Origin of the sequence: Micromonospora sp. NPDC004540, from assembly GCF_040610095.1 — a bacterium.
Classification (GTDB): Bacteria; Actinomycetota; Actinomycetes; order Mycobacteriales; family Micromonosporaceae; genus Micromonospora.
Genome location: NZ_JBEXLR010000011.1, coordinates 12,108 through 27,214 on the forward strand (window position 1 = coordinate 12,108; position 15,107 = coordinate 27,214).

A 15,107-nucleotide genomic window follows, 5' to 3' on the forward strand; every position below is an offset into this window, starting at 1 on the left:
GCCCGGCCGACGTGCGACCATTGCCGGTTCCCCTGGCCTTGACCTGCGAAGACACGTGACCGCGAGTACGTTTCTCCAATTCCGGAAAACCGCCGGAAAGAGCTGAGCAACCGAAGGGACCCTCGCCTTTCCGCGCGGATTTCACCGCCTCCGCCGCAGGGCCAAACCTGCGCCATTGGCGGCACCACCCCGGGGTCGGCCCCCTCGCTTTCCGCGTTCCTCGCCCTACTGGCCGGTGGTGAGCCATCCGCTGCCGTGCCGGGTGGCACGGCGGTCGGGGCTATGGTCGGGCGGTGGATGAGCTGTTCGAGGCGGCAGGGACGCTGCGCTCGGCGTACCGGGGGGTCGACTGGGCGTCGACGCCGCTGGGCGCGGCGTCCGGGTGGAGTCCGACGCTGCGCGCCGCCGTCGACCTCACCCTGCATTCCCGGTTCCCGGTGACGCTGTTCTGGGGTCCGGAGTTCGTCATGATCTACAACGAGGCCTACGTCGAGTTGATCGGGAACAAGCACCCCGCCGCGCTCGGCGCCCCGGCGGCGAAGGTCTTCGCGGAGATCTGGGACGTCATCGGGCCGATGCTCGATTCGGTGCGGTCGACCCGGCGCGCGACCTGGACGCGGGACATGCGGCTGCTGATGGACCGGCGCGGCTACCCCGAGGAGTGCTACTTCACGTTCTCCTACTCGGCCGTCCGTGGCCCCGGCGGACAGGTCGAGGGCGTGATCGACATCGCGACGGAGACGACCGCGCAGGTCCTGTCCCAGCGACGGCTGATCATGCTGGTCGGGCTCAGCGACGCCCTCAGCGGCCTCGAGGAGCCGACCGAGATCCTCGACCGGGCGGTGCGGGTGCTGCGCACCGATCCGCAGGACCTGCCGGACGTCGACATCCTCGCCCCGGACCCGGCGGGCGACGCCGGTCGTCCGCCGCTGCCCGCGGTGCGGTCGACGATCTTCGGCGACGGGGACTTCGTGGTGGAGATGATGGCGGACCTCCCCGTGATGCGGGTACGCCTGCCGGGCCCGCCACCGTCCGCGGAGACGGTGCTGGTGGCCCGCCTGAGCCAGCACCTGCCCCTCGACGACGGCTACGTGGGGTTCGTGCGGCTGGTGGGGGCGACGGTGGCGCAGGCGTTGCAGCGGGCCCAGACGCGCCAGGCCGAGCGCCGGGTCGCCGTCCTGGAGCGGGACCTGTCCGAGCAACTGCAACGCAGCCTGCTCACCCCACCCGCCCGGCCGCCCGGTCTGGAGGTGGCGGTCCGCTACCTGCCGGCAAGCGAGCGGGCGCGGATCGGCGGCGACTGGTACGACTCGTTCCTGCAGCCCGACGGCGGTCTCACGCTGGTCATCGGGGATGTGGCGGGCCACGACCAGCAGGCCGCCGCCGCCATGGCGCAGATCCGCAACCTGCTCCGCGGAGTCGCGTACGCCGCGGGGAAGACGCCGGCCGCGGTGCTGGAGGGCCTGGAGGCGACGATGCGCGGCCTGGGCGTGGACGCGCTGGCGACCGCCGTTCTGGCCCGGTTGGAACAGCCCGAGGAGCAGGCCCGGGACGGCGTACGCACCCTGTGGTGGTCCAACGCCGGGCACCTGCCACCGGTCCTCGTCACCCCCGACGGGACCGCGACCCTGCTGCGCACCCCGCCGGAGACGCTGCTGGGCGTCCGGGCCGGCGTCACGCGCGGCGACCACCGCGTCGCCCTCACGCCCGGCTGCGCCGTCGTCCTCTACACCGACGGCCTGATCGACCGACGCGACGCGATCATCGACGACGGGTTGGCGGACCTCACGCGAAGCCTCACCGGCCGGCAGGGATCGACCGCGGAGCAGCTCTGCGACCAACTGCTGGACCGGTACGCCGCCACCGGCGACGACGACATCGCCCTGGTCGTGCTGCGGATACCGCCGGAGCCCGCGGGCCTCCTCGGGCAGGGTGGCGGCGCCGAGGCGCCACCAGCGGATAAGAGGAACGCGGGTAACCTCTTTTCCATGGGCGGTTTCGGACCGCCGGCCGAGATCGACTCGACGGGGGCCGGGCACGTGCGACGCGAGTCGTCGTCGCTCCTGTCCCGGGAGTTCACCGCCGACACCATCACCGAGCTGCGGCATGCCGTCGCGGCACGGGTCACCGCAGCGGGGCTGACCGGCGAGCCGGCCGAGGGCTTCGTCCTGGCCGTCCACGAGTTGACCACCAACGCGGTGCGCCATGGCGGCGGCACGGGCCACCTGCACCTGCGGCGGCAGGGCGACATGCTGCGCTGCGACGTCGTCGATCACGGCGCGGGCGGCGACCTGCCGCCGATCCGGCAAGCCGCCGGGACCGCGGCCGGCGGCCGCGGCCTCTGGCTGGCGGAACATCTGGCCGACTCGCTGCGCCTCGACCGTCGCGCCGACGGCCTGACCGCCACCGTCACCATCGCGCTGCCCTGACCGCGCCGGCGGAGCGCGAGTTCGCGCATCCCCGGCCGCTACCCGGCGCGCCGGGCCGGCACCCACGCCGGGGTGGATGCCGGCCCGGCCGGGGCGGGCGTCGTGGCCGGGACGCTCAGGCGCAACCCAACGCCTGGTCGTAGCCGGCCGGAAGATCACCAGCGGCGACCTTGTCCGCGGTCTCCCAGAACACCTCCGGCCAGTCACCCTCGTCGTTCATCTGGTGCAACACCTGCCACCTGTGGCTGCTGCGCAGCGCGTCGGCGGCCCGCCGGAGGGCGGCGTCGTCGCCGGCCCGCTTCGCGCGTTGCCACTCGGCGATCCAGGCGCAGCCGACCCGGGACGTCACCCGGGCGCCGAACTGGTAGGGGTCGTTGGTGCCGAGGTCGCGCAGCGCCGCCTTGTCGAAGTTCGGCGGCAGGGGGATGTCGGCGAGCACGATCGTGGCCCGCTCGTCCACCCGGGCCGGCGTGACGATCTCCGGCGGGAGTGCGGCCAGCCAGGTGCGCACGTCGACGCGGACGACGTGGGTGAGGATCCGGTCGAACTCGGTCCGGTCTCCGCCGCCGGCGCGGAGTTCGACGAAGACGCCGTCGCGGGGGCGGAGCATGACCGCGAAGTCCTTGGCGCTGTAGCGGAACAGGTCGCCCGGCCAGCCGTCGACCTTCACCGCCTTTGGAGCGCTGACGTGGAGCCGGTCCGCGTGGTAGCCGTCGTACTGGTCCGCCGGGTACCAGTTCATGTCCAACTGCTGTCCGTCGTTGCGGAACGCGATCGTGCCCTGCTTCTCGGCGAACCCGTAGACCGTGGTCACCTTCCACCCGGGCTCGTCGATCAGCAGCCGCGGGTTCCGCTCCGCGGCCTGCAACGCCACCGGCGAGTAGACGACGGGCGTACCCGCGCCGGCGGTGCCCGGCGCGGCGGCGGTGTCGGCCGGAGCGGCCGGGCCGTCGTCCGGCTGCTCGCGGAACACGGTGGACACGGCGAGGATGCCGATGAGCGCGGCGGCCGCGGTCAGCGCGCCGGCGAAGCGGCGGACCAGGCCGTGCCTGCCCCGGGTACGCGGCTGCGGTGTTTCGGCGACGCGGTCGAGCGTCGGCTCGGACATGATCTCCTCCAGGAGAGCCTGCTTCGCCCCGTCGAGGTCTCCGATGACACCGGGTCGGTAGGGGTCGGCGTCGCGGACCAGCCGGTCGACGTGCTCCTCGGTCATCTGCCCTCCTTCGGGGCGGGTGCGGTCAGGACGTCGAGTACATGTCCGGGTGAGCCGAGGTCGTCACCGACGAGATCCCGCAGCCTGGCCCGCGCCCGCGACAGGCGGGTACGGACCGCGGCCGGACTCACCCCGAGGACCTCGGCCGCCTCGCGCGGCTCCAGGCCCTCCCAGACGGTGAGCAGCAGCACCTCCCGGTCCAGCTCGCCCAGCCGGGCCAGCGCGGCCCGCACGGCGAGCCGTTCGGGCACCGCACTGCCCGGGTCGGCGCCGACAGCCGAGGTGATCCGCTGGCGGAGCCGCTCGCCCAGCCGCTGCCGGCGGATGCCGCCGCGGTGGTGGTTGGCGAGCACGCGGCGGGCGACGCCGTACAGCCAGAGCCGGACTTCGGCGTCCGCCGGCAGGTCGCGTCTTCGGCGCCAGGCCACGAGGAAGGTCTCCGCCACGACGTCGGCCGCGTCCTCGGGCTGCGCGACGCGCCGCAGCGCGTACGCCAGCAGCGGCTCGAAGTCGGCGGCGTAGACGCGTCGGAAGCGGTCCTCGTGCTCGGTCCCGGAGCTCACGTTCCCCCATGTCCGGTCGGGCGCCGAACGTGACAGCCCGCTCCGGGGACATTGAACTACGGCGGTCGCGTCGCGGCCCGCATTCCGCCACCGGCCGCCGACGGCGGCGCTAGTCGGTGTCCTGGATCTTCGCCAGTTCGGCGGCGAACTCGATGTCGGTGAGCGCACCACGCTGGTGTTGCCGGGTGAGCGCGTGGATGTCGCGCCGCTGCTCAGCGGTCAGGGCATCGCGGGCCGCACGCGCCCGGCCGGCTCCGGCGGACGGGTTCATCGGCCGGGTGGCGGCGGGCGGCGGCGCCGGCAGGGCGGTGGATGCCGTCCGCCGGCGCTGCGCGTCGTGGTGGTGCGCCCGCAGCGTCGTCAGGATCTCGTCGTAGTGCTCCGGCCAGGTGGCGAGCCGGCCCAGTTCGGGCCGGAACGTGAACGGCCGGAACAGGTCGCCGCGCTGCAGCGGGGTCTGTATCGAGACCCCGTCGGTCCGCTCGATGACGATCGCCACGCGGCCCATGTCGAAGCCCGCCATGGTGGCCGTTCCGCTGTGGATCTCCGCAACCGACGCCCAGGGCACCGTGGCCGTGCGCAGGAGGCTGCGGGACCGGATGCCGCCGTCGCTGACGTAGACCCCGAGCATCGCGTGCCGCGCCGTCACAGCGACGGCACCGGCCAGCCACACCGCGAGGAGGATCGCCACCGGCGTCGGCAGCTGCCCGCGCACGTACATGATCGCGAAGAACGTGGCGAGACCAGCCACCGCGACCAGCCCCAGCACCGCGAATCCGGTCGCGACGTCGAGGGAGTACGGGCGCTGCCAGGTGCGCATGCCGTCATGGTGGGCAACGGCGTCAACCTCGTACGACCGGTCAGGCGGGACGCAGGTGGGTGTGCCGGGTCTTGCGCCCCGCCTCGTACGCGGCCCGGGCGGCCCGCCCCTCGGCGGTGGTGGAGACCTCGGCGACCGGCACGTCCCACCAGGCGCCGGCGTCCGGCCCGGCCTCGAACCGGTCGGTCCGCACGTGCACCACGGTGGTCCGGGTGGCCGCCTTCGCCGTCGCCAGGGCCGCGCGGAGCTGCGCCATGGTGGACACCCGGATCAGTTCGGCGCCGAGGCTGGCCGCGTTGGCGCCGAGGTCGACCGGCAGCGGCGCCCCGGCGCGGTCGGCGTAGGCGGTGCCGAGCCGGTGCGCGCCGACGCTCTCCGACAGCCGGCCGATCGAGGCGAAGCCGGAGTTGTCGACCAGCACCACGACCAGCTTGACGCCGTCGGCGACCGCGGTGGCCAGCTCGCTCGGCAGCATCAGGTAGGACCCGTCGCCGACCAGCACGAACACCTCGCGCTCCGGCGCGGCCAGCTTCACTCCGATCCCGCCGGCGATCTCGTAGCCCATGCAGGAGTAGCCGTACTCGACGTGGTAGCTCTTCGGGTCGCCGCTGCGCCACAGCCGGTGCAGGTCGCCGGGCATCGACCCGGCGGCGCACACCACCACGCCGCGCGGGCCGGCGGCGTCGTTGACCGCGCCGATCACCGCGGTCTGGGTGGGCGGCTCGTCCGGGTCGGCGTGCCGGGCGCGGTCCGCCACGGCCGTCCACCGCTCGCGCAGCCGCGCCACCGACTCCCGGTAGCCCGGTTCGGTGGCCCAGCCGGCGCAGGCCGCGTCGAGGGCGGACAGGCTCTCCCGCGCGTCGCCGACGACCTGCGTGCCGGACAGTTTCGCCGCGTCGAAGCCGGTGACGTTGAGGTTCACGAAGCGCGCCTCGGCGCCGAACAGGGTGCCCGAGGCGGTGGTGAAGTCGCTGTAGCGGGTGCCCACCCCGATCACCACGTCCGCGCCGGCCGCGATCTCGTTGGCCGCGGTGGTGCCGGTGACGCCGACCGCGCCGAGGGCGAGCGGGTGGTCGTGGGGCAGCGCGCCGGTGCCGGCCTGAGACTCGGCCACCGGCACCCCGTGCTCCTCGGCGAACCGGCGCAGCGCCTCGGTGGCCCCGCTGTAGATCACCCCGCCGCCGGCCACCACGAGCGGCCGGCGGGCCGCCCGCACGATCCCGGCCGCCCGGGCCAGCGCCGCCTCGTCGGGGCGGGGGCGCGGCACGTGCCAGACCCGTTCGGCGAACAGCTCGTCGGGCCAGTCCCACGCCTCGGCCTGCACGTCCTGCGGCAGGGCGAGGGTGACCGCGCCGGTCTCGACCGGGTCGGTGAGCACCCGCATCGCGGCCAGCAGCGCCGCCGGGAGCTGTTCCGGCCGGTTGATCCGGTCCCAGTAGCGGGAGACCGGCCGCAGCGCGTCGGTGACGCTGATGTCGTGCGAGCGCGGGTCCTCCAGCTCCTGCAGCACCGGGTTGGCCACCCGGGTGGCGAAGATGTCGCCGGGCAGCAGCAGCACCGGCAGCCGGTTGATGGTGGCGCCGGCGGCGCCGGTGACCAGGTTGGTCGCGCCGGGGCCGATCGAGGTGGTGCAGGCCAGGGTGCTGAGCCGGTCGGTCATCCGGGCGTACGCCGCCGCCGTGTGCACCATGCCCTGCTCGGTGCGGCAGAGGTGGTACGGCAGGTCGGCGCCGGCGGCGGCCAGGGCCTCCCCGAGCCCGGCGACATTGCCGTGGCCGAAGATGCCGAAGCAGGCCGGGACGAGCCGTTGCCGCCGCCCGTCGCGTTCGGAGAACTGCCGGGCCAGGAACGCCACCACCGCCTGCGCCACCGTCAACCTGGGCATCACGCCTCTTTCGTTCCGGGCCGGGTCAGCGGCAGCCGCGGGTCCACCGGTTGGCCGGCCCAGCTGCCCCGGATCCAGCCGTGGCGGGGATCGTCCACACAGGCCATGGTCCGGGCGGCGCCGGGGCCGGCCAGCACGTTCAGGTAGTACAGGTCGTAGCCCGGTGCAGCCATCGACGGCCCGTGGTAGCCGTAGGGGACGAGCACCACGTCACCGGTGCGCACCTCCGCGAGCACGTCGATCGGCCGGTCGGCGGTGCCGTAGACCCGCTGGTAGCCCACCGGGCCCTCGCCGGGCTCACCGCCGGCGACCTCGAAGTAGTAGACCTCCTCCAGCGCGGCCTCCACCCGCCCGTCCTCGTAGGCCCGGTCCTGCTCGTGCTTGTGCGGCGGATACGACGACCAGTTGCCACCGGGGGTGAGCACCTCCACGGCGACCAGCCGGTCGCAGTCGAACGCGTCCGGCGCGCAGAAGTTGTTGACCTGCCGGCTGGCCGGCCCGGCGCCGCGCAGTTCCACCGGCACGTCCCGGGCCGCGCCGTAGCGGGGCGACAGGCGGCGGGTGGCCCGCGCCGACGGCAGCGCGAAGCGTCCCGCGCCGCGGACCGTCACCTCGGCGTCCCGGGGCAGGTAGGCGAAGTCGGTGACCGCGGCGAACACCGACGGCCGTCCGGTCAGGGCCAGTCGCAGCCCGTCGCAGTGCACGGTGGCCGTGCCGGCCAGCGGCAGGACCAGCATCTCCTCGTCGCCGGTGGCGAAGCTGACCTCGCCGCCGGAAGGCAGGGTGAGCACCCGCAGCCCGGCGTAGGTCCAGCCGGCCCGCTCCGGGGTGACCTCCAGCGCCCACGGCGCGCGGGCGGTGCCGCCCCAGGGCAGGTGGGCGTCGCCGGTCCTCACGCGTCCTGCCCGGTGGGCAGCAGCGAGCCGGCCAGGTCCACCGCGGCGGCCACGTCGTCGTCGGGCGGGTAGAGCAGGGCCCGGCCGACCACCAGGCCGCGCACGCCGGGCAGCCGCAGCGCCCGCGCCCACCGGGCGTAGACCACGTCCGGCGCCTCCACCGGGTCGCCGCCGAGGAGCAGGACCGGCAGCGTGGTCGCGGCCATGACCCGCTCCATCTCGTCGACGGCCGGCAGCTTCAGCCAGGTGTACGCGCTGGTCGCGCCGAGCGCCTGCCCGACGCTGACGCCCTTGATGACCGCCTCCGGGCGCAGGTCGGCGCTCACCCGGCCGCCGTCGCGGGCCACCCAGAGCGGTTCGACCAGGGCCACCGTGCGGTGCGCGGCCAGGGCGGTGACCGCCTGGGCGCACGCCTGGAGGGTGGAGGCGGTGGCCGGGTCGTCCGGGTCGATCCGGCAGAGCATCTTGCCGCCGTCGTAGCGCATGGCGGCGATGCTGTCGGCGTCGTAGGCGGTGAACCGGTCGTCGAGCTCGAAGGTGGCGCCGGAGAGGCCGCCGCGGTTCATCGAGCCGATGGCCAGCCGGTTCTCCAGCGCCCCGAGCAGCAGCAGGTCCTCCAGGATGTCCGGGGTGCCGAGCACACCGTCGACGCCGGGCCGGGACAGCGCCACGCGCAGCCGGTCGAGCAGGTCCACCCGCCCGGCCATGGCCATCGGCCGGTCCCGCACCCCGAGGGCGCCACGGGCCGGGTGGTCGGCGGCGATGACGAACAGCGGCCGGCCGGGTTCGGGCCAGGGCCGACGGGTACGGCGGGCGGCGGCTTCGGCGATCGCCTGCGGCCGGTGCGCGCGGGTGCGGGTCAGCGCGTCGTACTCGGTGCTCACCGGTTTTCTCCTGTCAGGACGGCGGTCGACGACGCCGGGCGCGGTGCGGCGTCCCCGGCCAGCGCCGCGGTCTCGGCGTAGTCGGGCATGGCGGCGGAGCAGGCCAGGCGGGAGGCGACGATCGCGCCGGCGGCGTTGGCGAAGCGCAGCGTCCGCTCCAGCGGCCAGCCGCGCAGCAGCCCCAGGCAGAGCGCGCCGCCGAACGCGTCGCCGGCGCCCAGCCCGTTGACCACGTCCACCGGCACCGGCGGCACCCGTACGCTCTGCTCCGCGGTGCGGGCCAGCACGCCCGCCGGGCCGAGCTTGACCACGGCGAGCCGGGGCCCGCGTTCGAGCAGCAGCTCGGCGGCCCGGTCCGGGTCGCGGGTGCCGACCGCGATCTCCACCTCGTCGAGGTTGCCGACGGCGACGGTGACCTGGGGCAGCGCCTCGGCGACGGCGGCGGTCGCGGCCGCCGGGTCGGGCCAGAACATCGGCCGATAGTCCAGGTCCAGCACGGTGTGCGGGCGGCCGGCCCGGGCCGCGAGCGCGGCGGTGTGCGCATCGCGGCTGGGCTGCTGGCACAGGCCGGTGCCGGTGAGCCAGAAGACCCGGGCCGAGACGATCGCGTCCAGGTCCAGTTCCTCGGGGCGGATCTGCAGGTCGGGGGCGGTCGGGGTGCGGTAGAACCAGAGCGGGAAGTGGTCCGGCGGGAAGATCTCGCAGAAGGTGATCGGGGTGGGCAGCCCGTCGACCGGGCGGACCTGGCTGTCGTCCACACCGAACTCGCGCAGCGCCCGGTGCACGTAGCCGGCGAACGCGTCGGCGCCGGTGCGGGTGATCACCCCGGCGCGCAACCCCTGCCGGCTGGCCGCGACCGCCACGTTGGTGGGGCTGCCGCCGAGGAACCTGCCGAACGTCTCGACCTCGGCCAGCGGCGTGGCGACCTGCAACGGATAGATGTCCACCCCGACCCGGCCGATGGTGAGCACATCGAGCATGCGGCGCCCTCCGTCCCGGCCGGCGTCGGCGTGTCCGCCAGCTCGATCCCGTCCCTGATTGGTAACAGTGCTCCATGAGTTGTGTCAATGTGTTGTCATGACATCCGTGCTCTGCGCTCGGTGATCGCTTCGGTACAGTGGCGGCCATCAGCACGCCCGATCCCGCGCAGCCACAGCGAGGAGGCTCCGTGACCGGCCCCGAGATCGCGGTCGACCGCAGCAGCCCGGTCCCGCTCTACTTCCAGGTCGCGGAGCAGTTCGCCGCGGCGATCCAGCGCGGTGACCTGGCCCCGGGGGACCGCCTGGACAGCGAGTTGCAACTCGCCGACCGGCTCGGGCTGTCCCGGCCCACCGTGCGGCAGGCCATCCAGCACCTGGTCGACAAGGGACTGATCGTCCGCCGGCGCGGCGTGGGCACCCAGGTGGTCCGGGGCGAGGTCCGCCGGGCCGTGGAGCTGACCAGCCTGCACGACGACCTGGTCCGGGCCGGCCAGCGGCCGTCCACCTCGGTGCTGGAGCTGGCCACCGTGGCCTGCCCGCCTGCGGTCGCCGCGGCGCTCGGCGTGCCACCCGGCGGCGAGGTGCAGCACCTGCGCCGGCTGCGCTTCTCCGACGGGGAACCCCTCGCGCTGATGGAGAACTGGCTCCCGGTCGACCTGCCGCGGCTCACCATGGCGGCGCTGCAGGCCGACGGCCTCTACGCGATCCTGCGCGCCGGTGGACGGCGGATCCGGGGCGCCCACCAGCGGATCGGGGCGCGGGCCGCCACCGCCGCCGAGGCGCAGATGCTCGGCGAGCGGCGCGGCGCGCCGCTGCTCACCATGACCCGCACCGCGTACGACGACCAGGGCCGCTACGTCGAGCACGGCGCGCACATCTACCGGGCCAGCCGCTACTCCCTCGAGGTGACCGTCGCCGAGCGGTGACGGTGAATGTTTCGCGCTCATTTCAGTGACAGGTATTTACGTCGTCAGGCTGTCATGACATTGTGGCCGCAAGCACCGCCGGCGGCGGACCTGCGGCCGGCGGGGCGACCTCCCGAGTCTCTTCGAAGTCTCTCCTTGCGAAGGGAAACAGCCCATGTCAGCCAAGCCGAGACGCGCCGCGGGCGTGCTCGCCGCGCTCACCGCCGTCGCCCTCACCGCCACGGCCTGCGGCGGCTCGGACGAGCCCGCCGGCAAGGACGCCAAGAACATCACCCTCACCATCTCCGCCAACTCCATCGTCGGTGGCAAGAACTCCGCCGGCGCGGAGTGGATCGAGAAATGGGTCATCCCCAAGTTCGTCGAGGCGCAGAAGGCCAAGGGCGTCACCGCCAAGGTGACGTTCGTGCCGAGCGGTGTCGACGACGAGCAGTACAAGACGAAGCTGGCCCTGGACCTGCGCTCCAAGGGCGGCGCCGACGTGATCGCCGTGGACGGCATCTGGGTCGGCGAGTTCGCCCAGGCCGGGTACCTCAAGCCACTGTCCGAGGTGGCCGGGGGCCAGGTCGACTCCTGGGAGGGCTGGTCCCAGATCCCGGAGACCGTGCAGGGCCTCGGCTCGTTCGAGAACAAGCGCTACGGCATCCCGCTCGGCACCGACGGCCGGGTCCTCTACTACAACAAGAAGCTCTTCGCCCAGGCCGGCCTGCCCGCCGACTGGCAGCCCAAGAGCTGGCAGGAGATCCTCGACGCCGGCGCCAAGCTCAAGGCGCTGCCCGGGGTGACCCCGATCCAGATCAACGCCGGCACCGCGATGGGCGAGGCCACCTCCATGCAGGGCGCGCTGCCGCTGCTGGTCGGCGCCGGCGGCGAGATCTACAAGGACGGCAAGTGGTCCGGCGCCACCCAGCCGGTCAAGGACATGCTCGACTTCTACACCAAGGTCTACGGTGGCGGCCTGGGCGACCCCAAGCTCCAGCAGGAGGCCAAGGGGCGCGACAAGTCGTTCGCCGAGTTCGCCGCCGGCAAGATCGGCATCCTCGGCGAGGGTGACTACTTCTGGCGCAGCGTCGTCAACCCGAAGGACGGCATCGCCAAGATGGCCGACCGGGACACCACCGTCGGCTTTGCGATGATCCCCGCCAAGCAGCCCGGCGCCGGCATCCGCGGGCAGGACTTCGTCAGCATGTCCGGTGGCGGCGTCCGGGTGCTCAACCCCAACTCGAAGTTCCCCTCGCAGGCGTGGGAACTGCTGTCGTTCATGCACTCGGCGGAGGGCGTCAAGGCCGAACTCGCCGGCGAGAAGCGGATCACCGCGCGGTCCGACGTCAACAAGGAGGTCCTCGCGGGCGACCCGATGCTGAGCTTCATCACCGACAAGGTGCTGCCGGTGACCGCGTACCGGCCGCCGCTGGCGGTGTACCCGCAGGTGTCGGTGGCGCTCCAGGAGGCGACCGCCGCGGCCGCCGCGGGCAAGAGCGCCGACGAGGCGGCCACCGCGTACCAGAAGAAGGTGGAAGGGATCGTCGGTGGCCCAGGTAACGTCACCTCCTGATCAGGTGGTGGAGGGGAGGCGTCCGGCCACGGGCGCCTCCCCGGCCCCCGACGCCGCCGGCCTCGGCCGGGCCCGGGCCACCGGGTTCCTCGTCCCGGCCATGGTGCTCATCCTGGTCTTCCTGGTGGTGCCGGCGGCCTGGACGATCTACCTGGGCGTGACCAACTACCGGCTGACCGGCCTGGCCGCCGCCCATCCCGAGGTCGTCGGGCTGGACAACTACACGCGGGCGCTGGGCGACGAGCGGTTCACCAACTCGCTGCTGCTCACGCTGCAGTTCGTGCTCGGCTCGGCGGTGATCGGCCAGGCCGGGCTGGGCTTCGCCATCGCGTTCGCGCTGCGCGACCGCCGCGGCCCGCTGCGCCGGGTGGTCGAGGGTTTCGTCCTGCTCTCCTGGATCCTGCCCAGCTCGGTGGTCGCCTTCCTCTGGATCGCCCTGCTCGACCGGGACGGCGGCACGCTCAACGCGCTGCTCGGCATCCCCGGCACGGCCTGGCTGCTGGACCATCCCATGCTGTCGATCATCATCTTCAACACCTGGCGCGGCACCGCGTTCTCGATGATGCTCTACGCCGCCGCGCTGGAGAACGTCCCCCGCTCGCACCTGGAGACCGCCCGGCTGGCCGGCGCCTCGACCTGGCAGCAACTGCGCGACGTGGTCTTCCCCCGCATCCGCGGGCACGTGCTGACCAACCTGCTCCTGATCAGCCTCTGGACGTTCAACGACTTCGCGCCGTTCCTGATCACCGCGGGCGGGCCCGAGCAGCGCTCGGAGATCCTGCCGGTCTACGTCTACAAGGTGGCGCTCGCCGGCGGCGAACTCGGCTTCGGCGCCGCCATCTCGTTCATCATGCTGCTGATCAACCTGGTCATCGCGCTGGTCTACCTGCGCATGCTGGGCCGGCGGAAGGAGGCGGCGTGACCACCACCGCGGCGCCCGCGCCCACCACCGAACCGACCGGTGAGCGGTCCACCTTCGCGGTACGCCACCTGCTCGCCCAGATCGGCCGCTACACGTTCCTCTGCGCCGTGCTGGGCTTCTTCGCGCTGCCGCTGCTGTGGCTGGCCACCGCCCCGTTCGACGACACCCCGACCATCACCGCCTCGCTGCCGCGGTTCACCCTGGACAACTTCCGGGCCCTGCTGGACAACCCGTACGCGCTGAGCTCGCTGCTCAACTCGGTCTACCTGGCCGCCGGCACCGCGGCGCTGGTGGTGACCTTCGCCGCGCTCGCCGCGTACGCGCTGAGTCGGGTCCGGGTGCCCGGCCGCGACGCGCTGCTCTACGGCCTGCTGCTGCTGTCGTCGATCGTCACCGGCACCGCCACCATGGTGCCGCTTTTCGAGTTGGCCTTCCGGCTCAACCTGATCGACTCCCGGCTCGGCGTCATCCTGATCCTCAGCGGCGGGCTGCTGCCGGCGGCGATCTTCATCCTCAAGGACTTCATGGACTCCACGCCGACGTCCTACGAGGAGTCGGCCCGGGTCTTCGGCGCCAGCCCGTTGCAGATCATGCGGCACATCGTGGTGCCGCTGGTCCGTCCCGGCCTGGCCACCGTCGGGGTGTGGGCGGTGGCCAACGTCTGGGGCAACTTCCTGGTGCCGTTCCTGCTGCTGCGCGGGCCGGACAAGGCCCCCGCCGCGGTGATCATGTACACCCTCTACACCGAGGGCGGGCAGGCCGACCTGCGGCTGCTCTCCACCTTCTCGCTGCTCTACTCGCTGCCGGTGGCGCTCATGTTCGTCTTCGTCAGCAGCCGATACGGGTTCCGCTTCCACGGAGGGATCAAGCGCTGATGTCCGCCATCACCATGCGCGAGCTGACCAAGGTCTACCCCGGCGGGGTACGCGCCCTGGACGCCCTCGACCTGGAGATCGCCGACGGCGAGTTCTTCGCCCTGCTCGGCCCGTCCGGCTGCGGCAAGACCACCCTGCTGCGCACCATCGCCGGGCTGGAGGTCGCCTCCGGCGGCAGCGTGCGGATCGGCGAGCGCGACGTCACCAACCTGCCGCCGGGCAAGCGCGACGTGGCCATGGTCTTCCAGGACTACGCCCTCTTCCCGCACATGACCGTGCGGGACAACATCGCCTACCCGCTGCGGATCAAGAAGGTCGACCGGCGCAGCCGCGGCAGCAAGGCCGCCGACACCGCCGACGAACTCGGGCTCTCCGGGCTGCTGGAGCGCCGTCCGGGACAGCTCTCCGGCGGCCAGCAGCAACGCGTCGCCCTGGCCCGGGCGATGGCCTGCCACCCGCAGGTGTTCCTGCTCGACGAGCCGCTGTCCAACCTCGACGCCCGGCTGCGGCTGGAGGCCCGCACCTTCCTCAAGCGCCTGCAGCGGGAACTCGGCGTCACCACCGTCTTCGTCACCCACGACCAGGCCGAGGCGCTCGCCCTGGCCGACCGGATCGCGGTGATGGAGGGCGGCCGGATCCGCCAGGTCGGCACCCCCACCGAGGTGTTCCGCCGCCCCGCCAACACCTTCGTCGCCGGCTTCATCGGCTCCACCCCGATGAACCTGGTCGACACGCGGGTGCAGGGCGACGGGCTGGCCGTGGGCCCGGCCCGGCTGCCGCTGCCAAACGACGCGCACGGCCAGGTCACCGACGGCGAGCGGCTGGTCTACGGAATCCGTCCCGAATACCTCGACTACTCCCCCACCCCGGTCGCCAGCGCGCTGACCGGCGAGGTCGTCGTCGTGGAGAACCTGGGCAGCGTCTCCCTGGTCTCCCTGGACGTGGCCGCCGACGACACCGAGGCGGGCGACGACACCGGCGCGGGACGGACCAGCGTGCAGGTCGTCGTGGCCGAGGGCGGCGAGCCCGAACCCGGCGACACCGGCTGGGTGGTGCCCCGCCCCGGCCGGTCGCTGCTCTACCGCGACGGGAACCTGGTCACCGCCACAGCCCCGGCCGGCGTGCCGGCCCCCCGCGCCGACGCCGCGGCGCGGAGCTGAGC

At 73.5% G+C, this 15,107-nt stretch carries 13 protein-coding genes; 6 read left to right on the forward strand and 7 right to left on the reverse strand.

Translation table 11 applies throughout. From position 1 onward, the window contains the following. The first annotated feature begins 293 nt into the window (after positions 1-293). Complete coding sequence (locus tag ABZV78_RS05970) at positions 294-2,429, forward strand: SpoIIE family protein phosphatase (protein WP_355635722.1); 2,136 nt, start codon at positions 294-296, stop codon at positions 2,427-2,429. 115 nt (positions 2,430-2,544) lie between these two features. Here the strand turns inward: ABZV78_RS05970 and ABZV78_RS05975 are convergent, their stop codons facing one another. The 7 genes from ABZV78_RS05975 to iolC all read right to left on the reverse strand — a co-directional run bounded on the left by ABZV78_RS05975 (position 2,545) and on the right by iolC (position 9,670). Beyond that, positions 2,545-3,642, reverse strand: a complete 1,098-nt coding sequence (locus ABZV78_RS05975; protein ID WP_355635724.1) for a hypothetical protein — start codon at positions 3,640-3,642, stop codon at positions 2,545-2,547. Continuing rightward, positions 3,639-4,205, reverse strand: coding sequence for an RNA polymerase sigma factor (locus ABZV78_RS05980; protein WP_355635726.1), 567 nt, complete (start codon positions 4,203-4,205; stop codon positions 3,639-3,641). Before ABZV78_RS05980 ends, ABZV78_RS05975 begins: the two co-directional genes overlap by 4 nt. A gap of 109 nt (positions 4,206-4,314) precedes the next feature. Further along, entirely contained in the window at positions 4,315-5,025 is a 711-nt protein-coding gene (locus ABZV78_RS05985; protein ID WP_355635728.1) for a PH domain-containing protein, read from the reverse strand. Positions 5,026-5,065: 40 nt separating this feature from the next. Further along, the gene (gene iolD / locus ABZV78_RS05990) at positions 5,066-6,910 is read right to left on the reverse strand and encodes a 3D-(3,5/4)-trihydroxycyclohexane-1,2-dione acylhydrolase (decyclizing) (protein ID WP_355635730.1); all 1,845 of its coding nucleotides are present in this window, start codon (positions 6,908-6,910) and stop codon (positions 5,066-5,068) included. Beyond that, positions 6,910-7,806: a 5-deoxy-glucuronate isomerase gene (gene iolB / locus ABZV78_RS05995; protein WP_355635732.1), complete on the reverse strand. Its 897-nt coding sequence runs from the start codon at positions 7,804-7,806 to the stop codon at positions 6,910-6,912. Before iolB ends, iolD begins: the two co-directional genes overlap by 1 nt. Further along, the gene (locus ABZV78_RS06000) at positions 7,803-8,690 is read right to left on the reverse strand and encodes an aldolase (RefSeq protein ID WP_355635734.1); all 888 of its coding nucleotides are present in this window, start codon (positions 8,688-8,690) and stop codon (positions 7,803-7,805) included. The genes iolB and ABZV78_RS06000 overlap by 4 nt, the downstream gene beginning before the upstream one ends. Continuing rightward, positions 8,687-9,670 (reverse strand): 5-dehydro-2-deoxygluconokinase, encoded by a 984-nt coding sequence (gene iolC, locus ABZV78_RS06005; RefSeq protein ID WP_355635735.1) that lies wholly within the window; start codon positions 9,668-9,670, stop codon positions 8,687-8,689. Before iolC ends, ABZV78_RS06000 begins: the two co-directional genes overlap by 4 nt. 188 nt (positions 9,671-9,858) lie before the next feature. On the opposite strand from iolC, the gene ABZV78_RS06010 reads away from it, so the two are divergent. The 5 genes from ABZV78_RS06010 (at position 9,859) to ABZV78_RS06030 (ending at position 15,105) form a co-directional block, all read left to right on the forward strand. Continuing rightward, positions 9,859-10,596 carry a GntR family transcriptional regulator gene (locus ABZV78_RS06010; protein ID WP_355635737.1) on the forward strand — a complete coding sequence of 246 codons (738 nt, stop codon included), beginning with the start codon at positions 9,859-9,861 and terminating at the stop codon, positions 10,594-10,596. 154 nt (positions 10,597-10,750) lie between these two features. Continuing rightward, positions 10,751-12,148: an extracellular solute-binding protein gene (locus ABZV78_RS06015; RefSeq protein WP_355635739.1), complete on the forward strand. Its 1,398-nt coding sequence runs from the start codon at positions 10,751-10,753 to the stop codon at positions 12,146-12,148. Between the two features lie 7 nt (positions 12,149-12,155). After that, positions 12,156-13,070 carry a sugar ABC transporter permease gene (locus tag ABZV78_RS06020; protein WP_355635741.1) on the forward strand — a complete coding sequence of 305 codons (915 nt, stop codon included), beginning with the start codon at positions 12,156-12,158 and terminating at the stop codon, positions 13,068-13,070. Continuing rightward, entirely contained in the window at positions 13,067-13,945 is an 879-nt protein-coding gene (locus ABZV78_RS06025) for a carbohydrate ABC transporter permease (RefSeq protein ID WP_355635742.1), read from the forward strand. The genes ABZV78_RS06020 and ABZV78_RS06025 overlap by 4 nt, the downstream gene beginning before the upstream one ends. Then, complete coding sequence (locus ABZV78_RS06030; RefSeq protein WP_355635744.1) at positions 13,945-15,105, forward strand: ABC transporter ATP-binding protein; 1,161 nt, start codon at positions 13,945-13,947, stop codon at positions 15,103-15,105. The genes ABZV78_RS06025 and ABZV78_RS06030 overlap by 1 nt, the downstream gene beginning before the upstream one ends. Positions 15,106-15,107 lie beyond the last annotated feature (2 nt).

Excerpts from the sequence above, each read along its gene's own strand:
- iolD (WP_355635730.1), bottom strand. The coding sequence starts at position 6,910 with ATGCCCAGGTTGACGGTGGCGCAGGCGGTGGTGGCGTTCCTGGCCCGG.
- ABZV78_RS05985 (WP_355635728.1), bottom strand. The coding sequence starts at position 5,025 with ATGCGCACCTGGCAGCGCCCGTACTCCCTCGACGTCGCGACCGGATTC.
- iolC (WP_355635735.1), bottom strand. The coding sequence starts at position 9,670 with ATGCTCGATGTGCTCACCATCGGCCGGGTCGGGGTGGACATCTATCCG.
- ABZV78_RS06015 (WP_355635739.1), top strand. The coding sequence starts at position 10,751 with ATGTCAGCCAAGCCGAGACGCGCCGCGGGCGTGCTCGCCGCGCTCACC.
- ABZV78_RS06030 (WP_355635744.1), top strand. The coding sequence starts at position 13,945 with ATGTCCGCCATCACCATGCGCGAGCTGACCAAGGTCTACCCCGGCGGG.
- ABZV78_RS05975 (WP_355635724.1), bottom strand. The coding sequence starts at position 3,642 with ATGACCGAGGAGCACGTCGACCGGCTGGTCCGCGACGCCGACCCCTAC.